A 21,117-nucleotide genomic window follows, 5' to 3' on the forward strand; every position below is an offset into this window, starting at 1 on the left:
TAACGATGAAAAAGATATATAATTACCTGATAGGAGCATTGGTTGCCACCGGCATGTTGTGCTCTTGTAGTAACTTTGATGATCTGAATACCAACCCGGATTCACCTACTACGGTAACTCCTGAGATGTTGGCTACCAAGTTAATTCTTGGTACAACAAAGCCTTCTACTTCCAAAGCTTTTTTCAATAGTAATTTTTTGATGAAGCAATTGGCATGGGGAGAAGGTTCGGTGGATTACCAGTATAATAAAATGGGGCGTTCCGGTTTCGGAGGATATACAAGTTTGGTCAATGGAGTGAAGATGGTCGAACTTGCCGACGATAATAACCCTAACGCGTTTCAGGCATTGAATAAATTTGTGAAAGCATTTACCGTTTTCTATATTTCAATGGAGATGGGCGATGTGCCTTATAGTGATGCCTTGCAGGGAGAAACAGGTAATATCACACCCAAGTATGATTCTCAAAAAGACGTAATGCTTCAGATTCTGGACGATTTGGAAGAAGCATATACTTTGTTTGGACAAGCTAAGAAATTTGATGGTGATCCGGTGTTTGGAGGTGATGTCAACAAATGGCAGAAAACAGTGGCTTCATTCGAACTGAAAGTCTTGATGAACCTCTCACGAGTAGCGGATGATGCAGATTTAAAGGTAAAAGAAAGATTTGCCACCATTGTTTCGAATAAGAAATTGATGGAGTCGAATGACGATAACTACCAATTGGTTTTCTCTGAAAAGAAAGGCCAGCGTTATCCTATGTACAAGGATGACTTCAACTATAATATGTATCCTATGTTGTCGACCACGATTGTGGATGTGATGAAGCAAAATCAAGATTACCGTTTGTTTTATATTGCCGAACCGTCTGATGCTAAGGTGAAAGCGGGAATAGATGCAAGCAGTTGGGATGCCTATATAGGAGTAAATCCTTCATTGCCTTTCCATGAGATTTCGGAAATGTATAGCTCCGATAATTTCTGTAATCTGAACCTTCGTTATAAAAATAATGCAGCCGGCGAGCCTTTCATTACAGTGGGATATGCCGATCAATGCTTTATTTTGGCTGAAGCTGCGGTACGTGGATGGATTTCGGGCTCGGCAGATACCTATTATAAGAAAGGTATAGAAGCAAGTATGCGTTTTATAGCAGATCATACGCCTGAAAATTATGCTCACGGACGTGTGCTTACTGATGAAGTGATAGCAGATTTTTTGCAAAATCCTGCTATACAGTTGACAAACGGAGAGGCTGATGGGCTTGAAATGATTCTTACCCAACGCTATCTTGCCTGGTTCCTTCACTCTCCTTGGAATAGTTATTATGAATATCGCCGTACCGGTTATCCCAAGCTTCCCATAAATCCGGAAACATCATTGAATGAGGTGAAAACCGAACTTCCTCAACGTTGGATGTACCCCGAAAGTGAGTCACAATATAATAAAGCCAATCTGCAGGAAGCTTTGGAACGCCAGTTCAATGGCTCTGATGACCGCAATAAGAAGATGTGGATACTTCAATAATAATATAAATATATGAAAAAACACTCTATTCTGCTTGGCACATTATTATGCCTTTCCCAATTAATTTCGGCGCAAGTTTATCCCTTGCGCCCGAAATTGAGTGATGAACGTTCGTTTTCCATGATATTGGTTCCCGATCCTCAGAGCTATGTGAAGTTCGATGCCAATCAACCTCTCTTTGAGCTGCAGACAGCATGGATTGCCAATAGCTTGAAGTCGTTGAACATCAAAGGAGTGCTTTGCACCGGTGACTTGGTGGAGCAAAATGAAATCCGTATCCCCGACGGAGTGAACGGAAATCAGACGAGTGAAGAACAGTGGAAGGCGGCCTCACGTGCCTTTGAGCGTTTGGACGGTAAAGTTCCTTATGTGATTTGTACAGGCAATCATGACTATGGTTATGAGAAAGCGGAAAACCGTTTGTGTCATTTCCCCGATTACTTTCCGTCCGAGCGTAATGCCTGTTGGCGCGAATCTTTGGTGTCCGTAGGACGTAACTATCAAGGAATACCGACCTTGGAAAATGCTGCTTATGAATTTGAAACGGGCACATGGGGAAAGTTGCTGGTCGTTTCACTGGAGTTTGCGCCACGTGATGAAGCAATAGAGTGGGCCCGCCAACTGATCGAGAAGCCCCAATATAAAAATCATAAAGTTATTTTGCTTACCCATTCTTATATGTCGCCTGAGGCGGTGCGTCATGTCAAGGAAGATTATAAGGTCTCTCCGGCTAATTATGGACAAGCTATTTGGGACAAACTGGTTTATCCTTCTCAGAATATCTGTATGGTGATATGTGGTCACGAATGTGAGATTGTGGACTATGAAGGACAGGTGTCTTTCCGCACGGACAGGAATAAATTGGGGAAACAGATTCCCCAGATGATGTTTAATGCCCAGACTGCCGATGGACAATGGCATGGCAACGGAGGCGATTGCTGGTTGCGGCTGATGGAATTCCTGCCGGATGGGAAAACGATTTCGGTGCGCACTTTCTCACCCTTGTTTGCCTTGTCGCCTGCTACTTTCGATAAGGCGTGGCGGACGGCCCCCTATGACCAATTCAAGATAACTATTGAGTAAACATTAAAATAAAAACCATGAAAAAACTATTTCTAACCTTATGCTTGCTGCTGGGACTTGTATGTGCCGGCAATGCCCAGACATTGAAGTTCAATGCCAATGGGAAGTTCAAAATCGTGCAGTTCACAGATGTACACTACATCTATAATGATCCTCGTTCTGAGGTCTCTATCGAACGGATTAATGAAGTGCTTGATGCAGAAAAACCTGATTTGGTGATTTTTACGGGTGATGTGATTTATGGAAAGCCTGCCGAAGAAGGAATGCGTACGGTATTGAATTTGGTTTCCAAACGTGAGATTCCCTTTGCGGTTACGTTTGGTAATCATGATAATGAACAAGGTTTGACCCGTGAAGAGCTGTTTAAAATCATTCAAAGTATTCCTCACAATCTGACTGCTACAACCGAAGGTATTTCGGGAGTGACCAATTTTATCCTTCCTTTAAAATCGTCAGACGGAAGTAAGGATGCTGAGATTCTTTATGTATTTGATTCGCATTCTTACTCACAGATAAAGGGGATAGGCGGATATGATTATATAGACTTCGACCAAATTCAGTGGTATCGTGAAAACAGCCGGAAATATACAAAAGCAAATGGTGGCAATCCTGTTCCGTCATTGGCTTTCTTCCATATTGCTTTGCCCGAATACAACCAGGCTGCATCGGATGAAACAGCCGTGTTGTTTGGTGTTCGTAAAGAAAGAGCCTGCGCACCTCGTCTCAATTCAGGCCTTTTCACGGCAATGAAGGAGATGGGTGATGTGGAAGGAGTTTTTGTGGGACACGACCATGATGATGATTATGCCGTGATGTGGCATGGTGTATTGTTGGCGTACGGACGTTATACGGGTGGTGATACCGTATATAATAATTTGCCTAATGGTGCACGTGTCATTGAATTGACAGAAGGAGAAAAAGGCTTCCGTTCGTGGATTCGTCTGAAAGATAATCATATCGAACAGGAGGTGAAATTCCCGGAAAGTTTCTTGAAACCGAGAAAATGATATTATCATGTGTAATTGTTCCATGATATTTACCGCTTCTTTGTAGAAAGGTAACTATCGGTAAAACAGAATGGATAGGCTCGTGATTGGGCTTGTTCATTCTGTTTTTGTTTTTATAAACAGGGTGGTGTTTCTCGATGCGGATAGCGTTCCACACGACAAAGGATAGGAATATAAAAAAGAAAACCGATTGCCTCCTTAACAATTTTCTTCTAAATTTGTTATCCTTATAGGACACATATTAACTGATAACAATGAAAGTAGGTTTATTTATTCCCTGTTATATTAATGCGGTTTATCCGCAGGTGGGGGTAGCTTCGTATAAACTCCTGAAAAGTTTGGGGGTAGACGTGGATTATCCGCTAAATCAGACTTGCTGCGGCCAGCCAATGGCAAATGCCGGCTTTGAGGGCGAGTCTGTGGAAATGGCTCGCCATTTTGACGAAAAGTTTAAAGATTATGATTACATAGTAGGCCCGTCGGCCAGTTGTGTAGTCTTTGTGCGCGATAATTACGGACGTTTGTTGAAGGCGGAAGAACATCATTGCGCCAGTGAAGAGAAGATATATGATTTGTGCGAGTTTATCCACGATGTCATAAAACCCACTTCACTGCAAGCTAAGTTTCCACATAAAGTTTCTCTTCAAAACAGTTGCCACGGAGTGCGCTTAATGGGGCTTTCTTCACCGAGTGAACTCAATATCCCTTACTTTAATAAACTGCGCGACTTACTTTCACTGGTAGAAGGTATAGAGATTATGGAGCCCGAGCGCCCCGATGAATGTTGTGGTTTCGGTGGAATGTTTTCTGTGGAGGAGACAGCTGTATCTGTTCAGATGGGGCATGACAAAGTGCATCGTCACATGGCAACAGGTGCCGAATATATCGTGGGGGCCGACAGTTCCTGCCTGATGCATCAGAATGGAATCATTGACCGAGAGAAACTTCCGATAAAGACATTACATATTGTTGAAATATTAGCAGCAGGATTATGAGTACGAAACATGCAAAAGCAGCAGCCGGGTTTCTGGAAAATAAGGAGCAGGCTGCGTGGTATGACGAAACCCTTTGGTTGGTAAGGGCTAAGCGTGACAAACAGAGCAAGGAGGTGCCCGAGTGGGAGGAATTGCGCGAAATGGCATGTGAAACCAAGCTATATAGCAACAGTCATTTAGATGAATTGCTGGTAGAGTTTGAAACGAATGCCCGTGCCAATGGCGCTCATGTATATTGAGCGAAGGATGCCGACGAATATTGTAATATTGTATACAATATTTTGCACCAACACGGTGTGAAGCATTTTATAAAAAGCAAATCGATGCTGGCAGAGGAATGTGAGTTAAATCCGTTTCTTGAGCGTAAAGGCATTGAAGTGGTGGAAAGTGATTTGGGTGAGCGTATCTTGCAGCTGATGCATCTCAAGCCAAGCCATATCGTGCTGCCGGCCATTCACATAAAGCGTGAGCAGGTGGGGGAATTGTTTGAGAAAGAATTGGGAACAGAGAAGGGAAATTCTGATCCTACTTATCTGACCCATGCCGCTCGTAAGAATCTGCGTGAAAAGTTTCTTCATGCTGAAGCTGCCATGACCGGAGCCAACTTTGCGGTAGCTTCTACCGGTGAGATAGTCGTTTGCACCAATGAAGGAAATGCTGATATGGGGGTATCGCAACCTAAGTTGCAGATAGCCGCTTTTGGCATGGAGAAGATTGTGCCTGACCGCGAATCGCTTGCGGTGTTTACACGTCTGTTGGCGCGTTCGGCCACCGGACAGCCTGTCACCACCTATACTTCTCATTTCCGCAAACCGCGTGAAGGAGGGGAATTCCATATTATTATAGTAGATAATGGCCGTAGTAAAATATTGGCTGATCAGAAGCATATAAAGACATTGAATTGTATTCGTTGCGGTGCCTGCATGAATACTTGTCCGGTGTATCGCCGCAGTGGTGGTTATTCTTATACTTATTTTATTCCGGGTCCTATTGGCATTAATCTAGGTATGCTGAAGGCTCCATTGCATTATTATGATAACGTATCGGCTTGTTCGCTTTGTTATTCTTGTTCGGATGTTTGCCCCGTAAAGGTGGATTTGGCAGAACAGATATATCTGTGGCGTCAGGATTTGGATAAGTTGGGTAAAGCGGATACCATGAAAAAGATGATGTCCGGTGGCATGGAGTTTGCAATGAACCGTCCTTGGGCTTTCAATACGGCAATGGATTTGGCTCCGGCCGGTGGCGAAATGCTTAGAATGATGGGGGTGACTTGGGGAAAGGGACGTGACTTGCCTAAATTCGCCAAGGAGAATTTTAACGAGATGTGGAAGAAAGGTAAAGTAAAATAGAATATTATGAGTAGTAGAGAAGATATATTGCAGAGCATCCGTCGTGCTACACATGTGAAATATGAGAAGCCTAATCTGAAGCCATTGGAAGAGCATGCATTGACTTATCCTAATGTGGTAGAGCAGTTTTATTTTATAATGAAACAGGTGGGGGGAGAGGCTGTTTTTTTAGAGGAAGGACAGGATATAAACGAACTGATTAGGAAGTCTTATCCCGATGCCAAACGTATTGCTTCCAATCTGGATGGTATTACATGTGCTACTTTCAATCCTGATAATATGGAAGACCCTGCCGAACTGAACGGCACGGATTTGGCGATTGTGGACGGAAAGATTGGGGTGGCGGAGAATGGTGCCGTTTGGATAGAACAGGATGTCAAGCAACGTGCTGTTTATTTCATTGCTGAGAAGCTGGTGATTCTGCTTGATAAAGGGAGAATTGTGAATAATATGCACGAAGCATATAAGTGCATACATACCGGAGAATATGGTTTTGGCACTTATATATCCGGTCCGTCGAAGACCGCTGATATTGAGCAGGCACTGGTCATGGGAGCTCACGGTGCACGAGATGTGATGGTGATAATCAAATAAGATTGGATACTGTGGGGAAAGAGTATGGAATAAAGGAAGAGGTGCACCGAAAGTTTGCTTGAAAAGCCGATAACTTCAGGTGCACCTCTTTTATGGATAAATAGATTCTTCAGCTTTTAGAAGATTCTTCCACTCAAACGGAATTTAAGTACCGGATATACAGTCAGTTTGTCGATAATATCCGAGAATTCATTGTCTGCCACTGCATTAATGGCGGTGAGATCGGCATTGTCTGCATAAACTTTAGGAGTACCGTGGAACTGTACGCCCAATTCGAACATGAAGCCGATGCGCTTATTGTTTTATCAGGGCTTAGTTTAGATATACTGTTTTGAAATACTCTTCAAATAAAGCTTTGGCTGTATCCAACTGTTGGGGAGTATTCTCTTTTACCCCCTTGAGCAGGTACTCTTTCCCCATAGCTTCATATTTATGTACCCCTAGAGTGTGATAGGGCAATATCTCGACTCTTTGAATCATTCGGTAATCTTTAAGATGGTTGCCCAATGCACGGATATCTTCCTCGAAAGCACTGTATCCGGGTACTAGTACATAGCGTAGCCAAAATGGTTTTCCACTCTGTTCCAGCCATTGAGCGGTGCGTAGAGTCTGCTCGTTGCTGCGTTCTGTCAGCTGCAAATGGCGGGTATGATTGAATTCTTTTATATCCAGCAATACCAAATCTGTCAATTTCAGCAGTTCTTCCACATCTTCGTTCCAAATGCTTCCGTTAGTATCCACGCAAATGTGAATGCCTTGCTCCTTTAATTGCCTGAAGAGGGGAATCAGTGCTTTTGCCTGCAAGGTCGGTTCGCCACCGCTAAAGGTGATTCCGCCTTTTTTCCCGAAGAATGCTTTTTGACTGACAGCCATACGGACAATTTTTTCTGCCGGTGTTTCAGTACTTTCATCTTTTACATCTATGGTATCGGGATTGGCACAATACAGGCAACGGAAGTTGCATCCTTGCAGGAAAACGACTAAACGCAAACCGGGGCCGTCAAATGTGCCCATTGACTCATAGGAATGTACTCTAATCATAATGGTTTGTCTTTAAGCTTATAGGGGCAGGTTTAAAGCCCGCCCCTAGGATAAATGTATTATAATATGGATGTTACATTCTTTCGTGGAAAGAACGGCTGATAACTTCCAACTGGTGTTCACGGCTCAGTTTGATAAAATTGACAGCATAGCCTGACACACGGATTGTAAGTTGCGGATACTTTTCGGGATGCTCCATTGCATCTTCCAGCATTTCGCGGTTCAGAACGTTTACATTCAGGTGATGTGCACCTTTGGTGAAATAACCGTCCATCATGGTCACCAGGTTCTCAATGCGGGTTTCCATATCTACCCCGAGTGACTTCGGAACGATAGAGAATGTGTTGCTGATACCATCCTGAGCATCGCGGTAGCGGAGTTTTGCTACAGAGCTCAGAGAGGCAATGGCACCATTCTTGTCACGTCCGTGCATGGGGTTGGCACCCGGAGCGAAGGCAACACCTTTGGCACGTCCGTCGGGAGTGGCGCCGGTTTTCTTGCCATACATCACATTGGACGTGATAGTCAACAATGACAAGGTAGGACGGGCGTTCTTGTACACCGGATGTTTCTTCAATTCTTCACTGAAGAAGTAAACCAAGTCTACGCCTAAGTGGTCTACGCGGTCGTCATCGTTACCGAAGCATGGGAATTCACCTTCAATCTCAAAACCTTCGGTCAGACCGATATCATTGCGTTTGGCATGTACACGGCCGTACTTGATGGCCGACAGTGAGTCGATGGCAATAGACAAACCGGCTACACCGTATGCCAGATTAATGCGCGGGTCGGTATCGATAAACGCCATTTGAGCTTTCTCGTAGTAATACTTGTCATGCATATAATGGATGATGTTCATGGCATCATTATACACACGTGCAACTTGCATCAACACTTTCTTGTAGTTAGACCATACTTCTTCAAAGTTCAGCAAATCTCCTGTCAGGACAGGAATGTCTTTTACCATGACTGTACCGGTGTTCTCACAACGTCCTCCGTTGATGGCCAGCAACAGTGCCTTGGCTAAGTTGCAACGCGCACCGAAGAATTGAATCTGCTTGCCGATAGCTTGGTAAGACACACAGCAGGCGATACCATAATCATCACAATTGCGGACTTCGCGCATCAGTGTATCGTTCTCATACTGGATGGAAGAAGTATCAATGGAAACCTGTGCACAGAATTCTTTGAATCCTTCCGGCAATTCGGGACTCCACAGAACGGTCATGTTAGGTTCGGGAGAAGGGCCGAGATTATATAATGTCTGTAAGAAACGGAAAGAAGTCTTGGTAACTTTAGTACGTCCGTCATTGAAACGTCCACCGATGGATTCGGTCACCCATGTCGGGTCTCCGGCAAAGATATCATTATATGATTGCATACGCAAATGACGCACCATGCGCAGTTTGATGACGAATTGGTCAATCAGTTCCTGTGCATAAGTCTCGTCGATATTGCCTTTGTCAAGATCATATTGAATGTAGATATCGAGGAATGAGGATACGTTACCCAATGACATAGCTGCGCCATCTTGCTCTTTTACAGCAGCCAGATACGCCATATATACCCACTGGACAGCTTCTTGTGCGTTTGTTGCGGGACGGCTCAAATCCAGTCCGTAATATTCTCCCATTATTTTGATTTCCTTCAGCGCTTTGATTTGCTCTGCCACTTCTTCGCGCAGGCGGATACGGGCGTCAGTCATCGGACTGCCGATATTGTGCAGGTCTTCTTGCTTGGCTTCAATCAGGCGGTCAATGCCATAAAGAGCCAAACGGCGATAGTCACCGATGATACGTCCACGTGCGTAGTTGTCAGGCAGCCCGGTCAAGAAGCCGAGTGAACGGAACGAACGGATTTCTTCAGTATATGCATCGAATACACCGTCGTTGTGAGTCTTGCGGTAATGATAGAAGATATCTTTCACCTTCTCATCTACTTCCACACCGTTTTCACGACAGGCCTTCTCTACTACTTTGATACCACCGAAGGGTTTGATGGCACGGCGCAGCAGTTCATCAGTTTGAAGTCCGACAATCAGTTCATTTTCACGGTCTATATATCCTGCTTTATGAGAAGTGATGGTAGAAACTGTCACATTGTCAAGAGAACGGACACCATTGTTGGCACGCTCTTCTTCCAATGCTTTAAGACACTCGTTCCACACTTTCTTTGTTCTCTCTGTAGGGCCAGCCAAAAATGAGGCATCGCCCTCGTAAGGGGTAATGTTGGTATGTACGAAGTCCGAAACGTTGATTTCCTTACTCCACAATCCATCCTTAAAAACTTTGTTCATTTCCATACTGTTATATCCATTAAAAGATTTAGGGCTGCAAAGGTAGTACTTTTTTGTGAAGTAAACATCACTATTAATAGGTATAATGCATGAACTTGTGGATTTTTAAGTATGAAGTGATGTATTTTTAGTATATTTGCCATATTAAAATAATAAATCATGAATAAGTTCATTGTATTTTTGTTGTGTGCATTGTCTTTTTGCAGTTGTAACGAAGAGGAAGATTCCATCTATTATCCGTTAGATAATGTTGATATAATTAAAGGTGGTAGCGAAGAACCTACCGGCAATGCGATGCTGATTGCGGAGAGTCATAATTTAGAATCGTATGTGCTGGATACACTTGCCATGTATCCTTATGACAAGACAATTGGTAAACTGACCTTTAAGTTCGACCCGAAGAATACCGTATCGGATGTTACCGTAGATGGTTTTAGGGGAAAAGGCAACTCGGAGATGGGAATGAGTAATTCTTATTATGATGGTAATTTTCCCGAAGAATATCACCGTCCTATCTTTACGGATGGTAGTCAGGATAAGAAGTACAGGGTAAGATTCAGATTGAAAGGCGAGTTTAGGTATTACACGGAGCATTGGTATACAGACTATATTTATATGATGCTTTCCACGTCTTTTCTTCCTTATCCTCCTGCTGTTTCGGATGACGTGTTTTTGTGTAAAAGTAATGAGGCTTTTGCTGATTTGAATACAGCCGAGCGTTTGTATACCTTTGATGTGCAATACGATCGTTGGAATTTGTCCTTCAGCGAATTGTATTTCAATATCTTTGTGAATCTTATTGGACAGAAGGAGTCGGAGAAAGTTTCTTTGCGCATCGACAAGGAGTCATTCTTCGAGATATACGAGGTTAATTGAGCCTTGAAGAGTAAGCATCCGGAACGGAAGCCGTGTCAGTGGATTTTCCATGTGAATGACTTTGCTTGTTTTACCCCAAAGAAAGTTGATAAAAAGTTGCTTTCACGCATTGCGCCTATTAGAAAGCTTTGTTCATCGGTGTTTTGGTGTGAAGGCCGCTTTCACACAGGGACTCTATGAATATGTTTATGCATCCTTTTCTTCTTTTGTTTATGAAAGTAAAATGTATATTAACCACGGCCGTGGTTAACTCTAACCACCACTGTGACTAACTTTAACCACCACCGTGAGCAGACTTAACCACGGTGGTGGTTAAGCAATCGCAATAAGTAGTCTCACGCTGTGCATTTGCTCTATAAGGATAATCATTACTTAGATGATTGACGAGGACTGGTTCGTTTTGCGGCAAAACGAGAGCGAATATGGGCTAATTTCTCAGATATGCGGGTGTCAATCGTTGTCCCATCCTGTCCGATTTTAACTTCGGTAAAAAAATGAAGCTAACTAGTTTTTATTAACTAATTAGCTTCTTTAGTAGCGGAACCGGGACTCGAACCCGAGTTTCAGCCGTGAGAGGGCCGCGTCCTAGGCCACTAGACGATACCGCCATTTTTTCAGACCTATTATCTTTTTCTTTAAGACGGTGCAAATTTAGAAGATTGTTTTGAAACTACAAAATAAAAATAGCTTTTTTTGTTTCTGATTCTTTAAATGAGTCTTAACTACTCCATTTTGGAGCAGTTTAAACGGAGCAATTCGAAAATTCTGTGGGTGATAAGCGTGAACCATGAGTTGCAATGTTGGTACCAAATCAAGTGGTCGCCTGATATACTTAATTATAATGCCTTAAAGGAGAAAAGAAAACGTCCACCAAACAATGTTTAGTGGACGTTTTTCTGCGGAAGCTGGGGGATTCGAACCCCCGGTACGGTTACCCGTACGTCAGTTTAGCAAACTGGTGGTTTCAGCCACTCACCCAAACTTCCTTCCTTTTCAGAGGCGTTATCTCTCAAACGCGGTGCAAAGATAAGCGGATAAATCGAGATGTGCAAACCTTTTGCGCTTTTTTTTAGATATATTTTTCCGTGAGTATAATAAAGCATTGATAGTGAGCATTTAACATTTGGAATTATTTTTTCTCCCAAAACTCTAAACATTGCATGGCTACCTTTATAGGGGCATGATGCTTCTTGATGTAGCGTACACTATCTGCAGATAATTGTGCTATTTGTTTTTTATTTTCTAATAAATGCTCTAGTTTCTCATATATATCATTATTCTCAGGGCGAACATTGATGATAGGTCGAAGCTCCGGTTCTCCTAAAAGTTTATAGTGTTCTTCTTCAGCGCCGCTTACCACTACGATACCCTTGCTCATGGCTGTCAATGCACTATGGCCGGGAGAATAAGAGTATAATTGGTCGAGCATAACATCACAACCATCCATTAGACTGTCGTATTCTTCATGAAGTGTGGAAGTGGTTTTGACGATTTCGCATTCAGAAGAGTATTTATATTGCAGCCGGTATAAGGCACTGTAGAGTTTGTCTTTTCCCTTTAGCTCTTCATGGTGGTGAACCATTGTGATATAGAATTTAATCTTATCTAAGTTTTCGGTCGGAGATTGCGGGTGAAGAACCGGCTGGATGGGGTAGGGGATATAAATGGTTTTATTGAGAAACTCCTCTTTATAGGAAATATACGATTCATACATACCGGTAATGATTCCGTTGCAATTATTTGCAATGATACGGTTCAACTTACCTTTGTAGCCATGCATCCAATTCAGAATATTCATTCTGTTGTCAATTGTATCACGGTATTTTCCGTTTACATAATACTCTGAATAACGCATGGAGGCATTGCTTAGGCTGTTGACTGTCCAATAATAGTCATTTCCAAATCCGCCTAAAAAAATCTTTTTATTATATTTCTTGAGGTATTGGTATATATATAAAAGTAATTCTGCTTTTAGTTCAAGAAAATATGGGTTGATAAGTTGAACCACATCGTAACCTCTGAGTTGGGGAAGTATTTTGAGTAAATTGAATGTGTATTTGAATATTCCCCCTTGAGTGGGATTATTCATTATTGAAAGATAATCGGTCGTGCTAGGCCATAGGTTATCGTTCGACAATACATTTACGTTGTGGCCCAAGTCTCTTAAGGCTTGTGCCAGCGTCCAATGTACAGTATAGTATTCTCCTATTAATAATATCTTCATACAGCCGTCATTTTTATCAGTTTGTGTATATTATCCGGTGGCTTATCTTATTCAATCGCTTCTTTTATAAACAAAAGTATAAGACTTTTAGTTCTTGTAAAATGAAAAGATTGCTTATGTTATTCGCCTTTTGTGGAAATAGTTCATATCTTTACGGCGAATACGAGTGACTATTAACGGTTTTATGATAAAAAAATAATAAAATGAAGAAGATTTTTGTGGTAATATTGACCATGATGGGGTTAATGACCTCATGTAATCAAACTGGGACAAAATCTGTAAGCGGTATCGTTTGTGATGCCACCATGAATGGAGTGACTGTGGTTACGGCAGATAATGATACCGTTTTTGTAAGTACGTTGGATGCGAAAGATGCCGGTTATACGGGAGAAAGCTTTGCGTTGAATGATACGTTGATTGTTGATTATAAGGTGATGGATGGTATTAACGTAGCAGAAAGTTGGCAGGTAAAACCTGTTGTTGCAGATTTGATGGTTGGTGCATGGACTAAGCCTATTAATGGTATGGATGGAGAAGATGGCTTTTTGTTGGGTGCAGATGGAAAAGCCGCCTCAATTAATTCTGCGACACTAGTGTATAAGAGTTGGAAACGTGAAGGAGATAAAGTGATTATGGGTATCGAAAGTATAGGTAATGGTCAGACGATTGCTTCTACTGATACGATGAGTGTTTTGAAACTTGATAAAGATTCATTGATTTTGGATAATGGGGGAATGATAATGCGTTACCACAGAGTTCAGGAATAATTTATAGTCATTGTATTCCGATGGAATTCCCGGGTGCGGATTACACAGACATTGTGATAAATTAAAAACCGTATGTTCTGTATAATCTGCACTTAAATAGAATATTTATGAGTCTTTAGGTGTTTGGGCAGGATGTTCATTGCTCTTTCTTTAAGCGAATAATCATCACCCGCTTGGTGGTATTTGTTATTCTGAAACGATTGTCACTTCTTTCTCCTATCAGCCAGATAATCTTGTCGTCTGAAGAACATACAACATATTGATTTTCTTTTTCAAATAAAGAGAATTTGCGGTCGGTGAGATAATCACTTATGTTCTTTTTCCCTGTCATGCCAAAAGGAACAAATTTGTCTCCTTTTTGCCATTTACGAATAATAAGAGGTTTCATTACCTTGTCCGCATCCAGGCAAGCTACATCTTTTTCTTTAGGAATAACGAAATTGTCGGATAAATGCAGTGTCTCGATAAAAAGCTGTGGCGCTTGGCCGGTTGTATCTTCTATGGTCCTGGTTTGAAGTAATAGGTATTCTCTGTCTCGCACGGCCTCCCACTCGGGAGAAAGAAATCTTTTTCCCGGCTGTCCTGATAAACTGCGGAAAATATCCTTTATTTGTACAGAATTAAATCCTAGCGGATGCAATATCTCAAAAAGTAATGATGCGGGGGCAACTTCGGCTAACAGGTGCTCGACATGGATAGCTTTTAGGCTGTTATCATTTTTTTCAATAACTCTATTCTTGGCTTCGGCCATTTCTTTGTTGTAAATGAGAGAGGTCTCGGACAATCGGTTTGCCGTCTCTGCAATGCTCTCACTGACAGATGGATTCAATTCTCCCAGTATTGGAAGAATGTTCAGGCGGATTTTGTTTCGCATGTATTCATCTTGCAGATTCGTGCTGTCTGTCACGTAATCCTGATTTAAGAATTCGAGATATTTCAGAATATCCTGTCGGCTCGTGTTTAGTAGCGGACGAGCAACATAGCCGTTTAGCGGGGCTATTCCTTTCAGCCCGTTGATGCCTGTTCCCCGAATCAGATTTAATAAAAATGTTTCTACACTGTCATCTCTATGGTGGGCTACAGCAATAACGGAAGCGCCGCGTTCCTGCCTTAACTTTTCAAACCACTCATATCGCATTTCCCGGGCAGCCATTTCGATGGAAATACGATGCTCTGCAGCATAGGTTCGAGTGTCAAAATGTACAACGTGTAACAAAACATTTCGTTCATTGCACAAGTGGCATACAAAATTTTCGTCTCGGTCTGACTCTTCTCCACGCAAGTGAAAATTGCAATGGGCAGCTTCACAAGTATATCCCAAAGCTAATAGCACGCGTAATAGTGCGACAGAGTCAGCGCCGCCGCTTAGTGCCACTAAAATCTTATCTTTCAGAGAAAATAAAGATTTTTCTTCTATAAATCTATTGACGTCCAAATGAAACATATCACAAAGATAATGCTTCTCTGAAATTATAGAAAGCGAATGCCTGTTTTCTTTCATTTGGTAGCCTGTATACTGTTGTTTTTGTTTATAATGGATTTCTTTATTTAAAAACGGTCTAAACAACTTGCATACATCTAAGTAATGAACTATATTTGCAGAAAATTTTAAAGAGCATGCGTTTATCTGAATTGAAGACAGGTGAGAAAGGCGTAATAGTCAAAGTGTTAGGTCACGGAGGCTTTCGTAAGCGTATCGTAGAGATGGGCTTTATAAAAGGCAAAACCGTGGAAGTAATCCTAAATGCCCCCCTGAAAGACCCTATAAAATACAGATTATTAGGTTACGAGATTTCTCTTCGCCGGCAAGAAGCCGAGATGATAGAAGTGGTGAGCGAACAAGAAGCACGCACCACTCAAAATCCTTACCATGGTTCCATAACAGAAGAAATAACAGTGCCCGAAGCCGAAATGGTGGCACTGGCCAAAGGAAAACGACGAACCATAAATGTGGCACTGGTAGGGAATCCTAATTGTGGAAAGACGTCGTTGTTTAATATTGCATCCGGTGCTCACGAGCATGTAGGGAATTATAGTGGTGTCACTGTAGATGCTAAAGAAGGTTTTTTTGATTTTCAAGGATACCATTTCCGTATTGTAGATTTACCCGGTACTTATTCTTTGTCAGCCTATACTCCTGAAGAAATATATGTACGTAAGCACATCATTGATGAAACTCCCGATGTAATAATCAACGTGGTAGACGCTTCGAATCTGGAGCGTAATTTTTATCTCACCACTCAGCTTATCGATATGAATGTGCGGATGGTTATCGCTCTGAACATGTATGATGAACTCGAGGCAAGTGGCAATAAGTTGGATTATCTTAAGCTGAGCCAGTTGTTTGGTGTGCCAATGGTGCCTACTGTCTGTCGTAAAGGAGAAGGCATCGATAAACTTTTTCATGTGATTATCGGTATTTACGAGGGTAGTGATTTTCTGACTCAAAAGAAGGAGGAAATCCGTACGGAGGTTTTGGAGGATTTGCGGGATTGGCATGAAACTTATGTTCCCGACCATAAATTTGGTAGTCATAGTGAAGAAGAACATATTAGGCCGCGGGGTCTTTTCCGCCATATTCATATCAATCATGGGCCGGAACTGGAACGCAGTATTCAGGCTGTGAAAAAAATGATTAGTGTCAACGAGCAAATCCGGCACAAGTATTCTACTCGTTTTCTGGCCATTAAATTGTTGGAGAACGATAAGGATATAGAACTTTTTGTGGAGACTCTTCCCAATGGAAATGAAATTTTGGCTTTGCGTGACAAAGAAGCGCAGCGTATTTATAACGTGATGAATGAAGATAGCGAGCAAGCCATCACTGATGCCAAGTATGGTTTCATAACCGGAGCGTTGAAAGAGACATTTACAGACAATCACATGGAGAAGGAGCAGACCACTCGTGTGATTGATAGCATTGTGACTCATCGTATTTGGGGCTATCCTATCTTTTTTCTTTTCCTTTATATTATGTTCGAAGGAACATTTGTATTGGGAGATTACCCCATGCAGGGCATTGAATGGTTGGTAGACCAATTGGGAAACCTGATACGTAACAATATGGCTGAAGGGCCACTGAAGGACATGCTGGTAGACGGCATCATCGGTGGAGTAGGGGGAGTTATTGTATTCTTGCCCAATATTCTGATTCTATATTTCTTCATATCCGTTATGGAGGATTCCGGATATATGGCACGTGCTGCATTTATTATGGATAAGATAATGCACCGCATGGGGTTGCATGGAAAGTCGTTTATACCTCTTATTATGGGATTCGGATGCAATGTGCCGGCTATTATGGCATCACGTACCATCGAAGACCGTAAGTGCAGGCTTATTACGATGCTGGTCAATCCGCTAATGTCATGTAGTGCGCGTTTGCCTATTTATTTAGTAATGGTGGGAGCTTTCTTCCCCAATCAAGCCAGTTTTGTATTGTTGTGCATTTATGCTACAGGAATTATATTGGCGGTTCTTATGGCACGTCTTTTCAGTAAGTTTTTGGTGAAAGGTGACGATGCACCTTTTGTGATGGAACTTCCTCCTTATCGTATGCCGACAACGAAAAGTATTTTGCGGCATACCTGGGAAAAGGGAGCTCAATACCTGAAGAAAATGGGTGGCATTATTATGATTGCTTCTATCATTATCTGGTTCTTGGGATATTATCCTCACCATGATGCTTATGACACAGTGGTGGAACAGCAGGAAAATTCATATATCGGTCAGATAGGTAAAGCTGTAGAGCCGGTAATTGAACCTTTGGGATTTGATTGGAAGCTTGGTATCGGGCTCATTTCGGGAGTCGGAGCGAAAGAACTGGTCGTTAGCACATTGGGGGTTCTTTATACGAATGAAGAGGATGTGGAGAATGTGAATCTTTCTGATCGTATTCCTATCACACCGCTTGCTGCTTTGGCTTATATGCTTTTTGTGCTGATATATTTTCCGTGTATAGCTACTTTGGCTGCTATAAAACAAGAATCAGGCAGTTGGAAGTGGGCATTATTTGCTGCGGGTTATACTACGGTTTTAGCGTGGGGTATTGCTTTTGTTGTTTATCAACTGGGAAATTTAATTCTTTAGTGAACTCATTTTTATTCTTATTGTTTTTAAAGCATGGAATTACAACAAATTATAGTTTTAGTCATTGTTTTCTTGTGCGTGGTATGGGTTGGTGCACGTATCTTCCTGTATTTTAGGAAAATAAGAAATAATGAGAACCCTTGTGCAGGGTGTGGTTCGGACTGTTCCATTAAGTCCCTTCGCACTAATCAGAAGTACAATTGCAAAAAAAATGCAGGTAAATGAAGAAAAAAACATCAAAATAGTTGTAGGTTCAAAAAAAAGTCGTACCTTTGCAACCGCAATCGAGAAACAACAGTTGCAAAGGAAAAGGGTTCCTTGGATGAGTGGCTTAGTCAGCGGTCTGCAAAACCGTGTACGGCGGTTCGAATCCGCCAGGAACCTCCAAAAGCAAGAAAGGATTAGAAAGAAATTTCTAATCCTTTTTCTATTTTCGGGAATTGGCTTTCCGAACTCAGTTTGGGTTAATCCGGGTCAAGTCAAAAAGTATGTGGGTATAATATTTGAGAAACATTTAAAGTTTGCAATGCTAAAAACATACATCCTTCCAAAGTATTATAAATCAAGTACATCAGACGAACACCTGATTGGACGTCAGCATTGTAACTCAGAGGGCATGCTTATCACCCACAGGGTTTTCGGATTGACCCGTTAATCCATAATATCCTACTGCTACATTATGATAATCTGTTTAAACCGGGTCAATCCGAAAACCCTCTGGGTATGTTAAATCTAAGGAATCAAGTCAAAAAAGTGTGTGGGCATAATATTCTGAGAAAATTATATCCACCAAACATATCAACATGTTACTGTTCTATTTTCTTATTACATTGAATTCAAACTTGCTGGTGCCTAATAGACCAGTACCATCTGCCCCTTCTACCACTCCAATGAATCGGGTATTGATATCGGAACAATAGAACGAAACGGTGGCTTCTCCCTTTTCATCGGTAATGACTGATGGTTCCCAAAGCAGGGTGTTCCGGGCATCGGGAGTGGACAACTGTAGGTCTACTTCATCAGGCTGATAGAATTCACGAGTAGAGTAATAGCCTTTGGTACGCCAGAGGTTGTTCATGCGGAGAAGTTCTTCCTCTGAATAGTTGGCTCCCTCATAAATAATCCACTGACTATCTATGGGTTTGAAACACCAACTTCCTTTAGCATTGCATTGAAAATATTCATTCTTCTGTATATGATATCTATGCCCAATAATTGGAACAGTTCTTGGTTCTCCATCATCTACTACACAAGGGCAATACCGGGAATCATGATGATGAGTATAGCCTTCTTTGTAATTCTCTAGCCAGCCGTGCTTACATACCCATGGTCCTAAGTCTTTTTGTGCCAAACTGTCTAGTCGTCCCATAAACTTATCTCGGAATGGTTTTCGACCTTTCCCCACGACTACCACTTCCTCCAATAGAATGGTACTGTCTTGGCTTGCTATTGGAAAGTCGAATTCCTGTTTCCTGACAATTGGCAATAAATTCATCACTGGATAATAATTCGACCTGTTTTTTCTCAGACTGTCAATCACTGAAAAATAATCCGTTATGGCCAACTCCGGTTTAAACTTTTCCGACAACATCGGTTTAAGGTAGATATATCCACCCCGGAGTCCTTTCATCATATCCGTACTGACTGTAAACTGTCCAAGGGAATCTGCCCAAACAAAGAGAGTGTTTCCTGTCGGCCCTGAAACTTTGATAAGTTGCTCCGAATTTTGGCTTTGCTTCTCTTTCGTGTTCTTCTTTAAAGTTTGAGTACCGTTAATTTCATCGGTCAGAAAAGGTTGTCCTTCATAAAATGAACTGATTGTATTCCACACATACCGCCGCCAACCTTGTGTCAGTAGCAATAGCTCCATACCTTCTGTTTGTCCATTATTCCTTTCATCGAAATAATAGGCAGGATTGTAAATCTTACCACGTATTTGCGAGGATAGATAGTAATAAGACAGTATATTCACCGGATCAGCAGGATTATTGTAGGCTTGGTCGTACACGCTGACGCCGATATTGGCTCTCACGGGATTTCCTTCTTCATTCGTAATTTTGATTTTAATTGTTCCTTTTTCTCGAAGGGTATAACGTTCCTTATCCGGTTCTGCGGTAATGTGTAATTTCTTTTCGGGGTGGATATACACTAGCCTTTCTGCAATGGGCTGCATCTGACTGTCAAATAGGGTAAACTCCGCTATCCCCTGATACAGGAAGTTGTCCAAAGATATAGAGATATTGAGATTATCTTTTAATACCCCTTTAGCCATACAGCAAACCATACCACGCATTTGCCCGATTAAATAAATTTGTTGGTTGGGCAGGCTGTTGCTTTGAGAAACCATAAAGTTAAGTTCTTTCTTATCCTGTTTGATAAGTCGTAAAACCATGCCTTGTGAGTGAATGGTAGGTAACGGATAACTCTTGCCATTCTTCAATTCAATCCTGTATGTTTTGTCTTGAAGTGGAGTGAATAGGACAGTTCCCATCCCATAATGAATGCTTTTTACTTCAATTAGTGGTTCATTATCCTGATAAACAGCTCCTTCTACAAACACAGGATTTCCTTTGCCATCAGTAGCCTTGAAAGCTAATATGGATGGAATGCCGGAAACCAAATTTCCTCCTTCAGGAAACATTTTAAAGCGGAAAGTGGTGTCTTGAGGAGTTTCTGCCACTGCAGAATGGGAGATGTTCTTCATTATCTTTACTTTTCGGGCAGGAATAATACCGGTAGTATCATTCTTGTAGAAAGAATGCTTTGTGTAGCCTTGTAGCAGGTAATCGCCTTCAAGCAATTTTTCATCTATGTACACATGACCGGACACAATACCGTTTTCAATCGGATACTTCTCTTGCCATACTACACTATCGGCAGGATTTATCATTTGCAAATAGAGTGTCTTACTTTTATCCGATAGCGCAAAACTTTGTGCATCCAGTTGATAGCCTTTGAACCATAGGTCTTCTCCCGTCTCATAAGTACTTTTGCTGGTTTGAAGATAAAGTATTTCCATAGGAAAACTTGCCCATTGTTTCGAGGAATAGGCTAACAGACTATCTATATTGGTTTGTGCAAATGACTTTAAGCTAAATAGTACGCCTAAAACGGATAAGATTAAACTATATTTCATAAATTATTCCTTCTTTGTTATGTAAAATACGGCATATAAAGAAAAAAGTAAATGTGCCAAAACTTCCCTTTTATTGAAGTGGGGTTGTGTCAAAACGTGGATAATGCTGTCGTTTCGTTCGTAGGGGCGAGGTT

General features: G+C 41.7%; 13 protein-coding genes, 3 tRNA genes and 2 pseudogenes. 10 read left to right on the top strand and 8 right to left on the bottom strand.

All coding sequences use genetic code 11. The features are described 5' to 3' along the window. The first annotated feature begins 5 nt into the window (after window positions 1–5). From QYT14_RS01765 to QYT14_RS01790, 6 genes and pseudogenes are all read left to right on the top strand, one after another. Window positions 6–1,523, top strand: coding sequence for a SusD/RagB family nutrient-binding outer membrane lipoprotein (locus tag QYT14_RS01765; RefSeq protein ID WP_288324170.1), 1,518 nt, complete (start codon window positions 6–8; stop codon window positions 1,521–1,523). Between the two features lie 12 nt (window positions 1,524–1,535). Then, entirely contained in the window at window positions 1,536–2,606 is a 1,071-nt protein-coding gene (locus tag QYT14_RS01770) for a metallophosphoesterase (protein WP_288324171.1), read from the top strand. Window positions 2,607–2,623: 17 nt separating this feature from the next. Then, window positions 2,624–3,613, top strand: a complete 990-nt coding sequence (locus QYT14_RS01775; protein WP_237037944.1) for a metallophosphoesterase family protein — start codon at window positions 2,624–2,626, stop codon at window positions 3,611–3,613. Window positions 3,614–3,867: 254 nt separating this feature from the next. Next, a complete protein-coding gene (locus tag QYT14_RS01780; protein ID WP_288324172.1) occupies window positions 3,868–4,608 on the top strand; it encodes a (Fe-S)-binding protein in 741 nt (246 codons plus the stop codon). Next, a pseudogene (locus QYT14_RS01785) lies at window positions 4,605–5,960 on the top strand (lactate utilization protein B). Before QYT14_RS01780 ends, QYT14_RS01785 begins: the two are co-directional and overlap by 4 nt. A gap of 6 nt (window positions 5,961–5,966) precedes the next feature. Beyond that, window positions 5,967–6,554 carry an LUD domain-containing protein gene (locus QYT14_RS01790; RefSeq protein WP_288324173.1) on the top strand — a complete coding sequence of 196 codons (588 nt, stop codon included), beginning with the start codon at window positions 5,967–5,969 and terminating at the stop codon, window positions 6,552–6,554. Window positions 6,555–6,670: 116 nt separating this feature from the next. Here QYT14_RS01790 and QYT14_RS01795 read toward each other — a convergent pair. The 3 genes and pseudogenes from QYT14_RS01795 to pflB all read right to left on the bottom strand — a co-directional run. After that, a pseudogene (locus QYT14_RS01795) lies at window positions 6,671–6,850 on the bottom strand (hypothetical protein); the annotation flags it as partial. Between the two features lie 16 nt (window positions 6,851–6,866). Continuing rightward, window positions 6,867–7,595, bottom strand: coding sequence for a pyruvate formate-lyase-activating protein (gene pflA, locus QYT14_RS01800; protein WP_288324174.1), 729 nt, complete (start codon window positions 7,593–7,595; stop codon window positions 6,867–6,869). A gap of 73 nt (window positions 7,596–7,668) precedes the next feature. Beyond that, complete coding sequence (pflB, locus tag QYT14_RS01805) at window positions 7,669–9,897, bottom strand: formate C-acetyltransferase (RefSeq protein WP_237037938.1); 2,229 nt, start codon at window positions 9,895–9,897, stop codon at window positions 7,669–7,671. A 153-nt stretch (window positions 9,898–10,050) separates the two neighbouring features. Here pflB and QYT14_RS01810 point away from each other — a divergent pair, with 153 nt between their 5' ends. Then, the gene (locus QYT14_RS01810; RefSeq protein ID WP_237037937.1) at window positions 10,051–10,767 is read left to right on the top strand and encodes a DUF3845 domain-containing protein; all 717 of its coding nucleotides are present in this window, start codon (window positions 10,051–10,053) and stop codon (window positions 10,765–10,767) included. Between the two features lie 535 nt (window positions 10,768–11,302). On the opposite strand, the gene QYT14_RS01815 is transcribed toward QYT14_RS01810, so the two are convergent. The 3 genes from QYT14_RS01815 to QYT14_RS01825 form a co-directional block, all read right to left on the bottom strand. Continuing rightward, window positions 11,303–11,375 (bottom strand) — tRNA-Glu (locus QYT14_RS01815). 291 nt (window positions 11,376–11,666) lie between these two features. After that, window positions 11,667–11,753: transfer RNA gene (locus QYT14_RS01820), tRNA-Ser, on the bottom strand. Window positions 11,754–11,896: 143 nt separating this feature from the next. Next, window positions 11,897–12,991, bottom strand: a complete 1,095-nt coding sequence (locus QYT14_RS01825; RefSeq protein ID WP_286079318.1) for a glycosyltransferase — start codon at window positions 12,989–12,991, stop codon at window positions 11,897–11,899. 218 nt (window positions 12,992–13,209) lie between these two features. Here QYT14_RS01825 and QYT14_RS01830 point away from each other — a divergent pair, with 218 nt between their 5' ends. After that, complete coding sequence (locus tag QYT14_RS01830; protein WP_288324175.1) at window positions 13,210–13,758, top strand: lipocalin family protein; 549 nt, start codon at window positions 13,210–13,212, stop codon at window positions 13,756–13,758. A gap of 136 nt (window positions 13,759–13,894) precedes the next feature. Here the strand turns inward: QYT14_RS01830 and tilS are convergent, their stop codons facing one another. Continuing rightward, window positions 13,895–15,202: a tRNA lysidine(34) synthetase TilS gene (gene tilS, locus QYT14_RS01835; protein ID WP_286079322.1), complete on the bottom strand. Its 1,308-nt coding sequence runs from the start codon at window positions 15,200–15,202 to the stop codon at window positions 13,895–13,897. 173 nt (window positions 15,203–15,375) lie between these two features. On the opposite strand from tilS, the gene feoB reads away from it, so the two are divergent. Both feoB and QYT14_RS01845 read left to right on the top strand, forming a co-directional pair. Next, complete coding sequence (feoB, locus tag QYT14_RS01840; protein WP_286079320.1) at window positions 15,376–17,847, top strand: ferrous iron transport protein B; 2,472 nt, start codon at window positions 15,376–15,378, stop codon at window positions 17,845–17,847. Window positions 17,848–18,159: 312 nt separating this feature from the next. Continuing rightward, window positions 18,160–18,234: transfer RNA gene (locus tag QYT14_RS01845), tRNA-Cys, on the top strand. A 427-nt stretch (window positions 18,235–18,661) separates the two neighbouring features. Here QYT14_RS01845 and QYT14_RS01850 read toward each other — a convergent pair. Further along, entirely contained in the window at window positions 18,662–20,866 is a 2,205-nt protein-coding gene (locus tag QYT14_RS01850) for a hypothetical protein (RefSeq protein ID WP_289307218.1), read from the bottom strand. Between the last annotated feature and the right edge of the window lie 251 nt (window positions 20,867–21,117).

It is taken from the genome of uncultured Phocaeicola sp. (genome assembly GCF_948499155.1).
Taxonomy (GTDB): domain Bacteria; phylum Bacteroidota; class Bacteroidia; order Bacteroidales; family Bacteroidaceae; genus Phocaeicola; species Phocaeicola faecalis.

Bases quoted from the DNA above. Each gene is read 5' to 3' on its own strand.
- QYT14_RS01765 (WP_288324170.1), top strand. From the start codon at position 6: ATGAAAAAGATATATAATTACCTGATAGGAGCATTGGTTGCCACCGGC.
- QYT14_RS01770 (WP_288324171.1), top strand. From the start codon at position 1,536: ATGAAAAAACACTCTATTCTGCTTGGCACATTATTATGCCTTTCCCAA.
- QYT14_RS01775 (WP_237037944.1), top strand. From the start codon at position 2,624: ATGAAAAAACTATTTCTAACCTTATGCTTGCTGCTGGGACTTGTATGT.
- QYT14_RS01780 (WP_288324172.1), top strand. From the start codon at position 3,868: ATGAAAGTAGGTTTATTTATTCCCTGTTATATTAATGCGGTTTATCCG.
- QYT14_RS01790 (WP_288324173.1), top strand. From the start codon at position 5,967: ATGAGTAGTAGAGAAGATATATTGCAGAGCATCCGTCGTGCTACACAT.
- pflA (WP_288324174.1), bottom strand. From the start codon at position 7,595: ATGATTAGAGTACATTCCTATGAGTCAATGGGCACATTTGACGGCCCC.
- pflB (WP_237037938.1), bottom strand. From the start codon at position 9,897: ATGGAAATGAACAAAGTTTTTAAGGATGGATTGTGGAGTAAGGAAATC.
- QYT14_RS01810 (WP_237037937.1), top strand. From the start codon at position 10,051: ATGAATAAGTTCATTGTATTTTTGTTGTGTGCATTGTCTTTTTGCAGT.
- QYT14_RS01825 (WP_286079318.1), bottom strand. From the start codon at position 12,991: ATGAAGATATTATTAATAGGAGAATACTATACTGTACATTGGACGCTG.
- tilS (WP_286079322.1), bottom strand. From the start codon at position 15,202: ATGTTTCATTTGGACGTCAATAGATTTATAGAAGAAAAATCTTTATTT.
- feoB (WP_286079320.1), top strand. From the start codon at position 15,376: ATGCGTTTATCTGAATTGAAGACAGGTGAGAAAGGCGTAATAGTCAAA.
- QYT14_RS01850 (WP_289307218.1), bottom strand. From the start codon at position 20,866: ATGGAAATACTTTATCTTCAAACCAGCAAAAGTACTTATGAGACGGGA.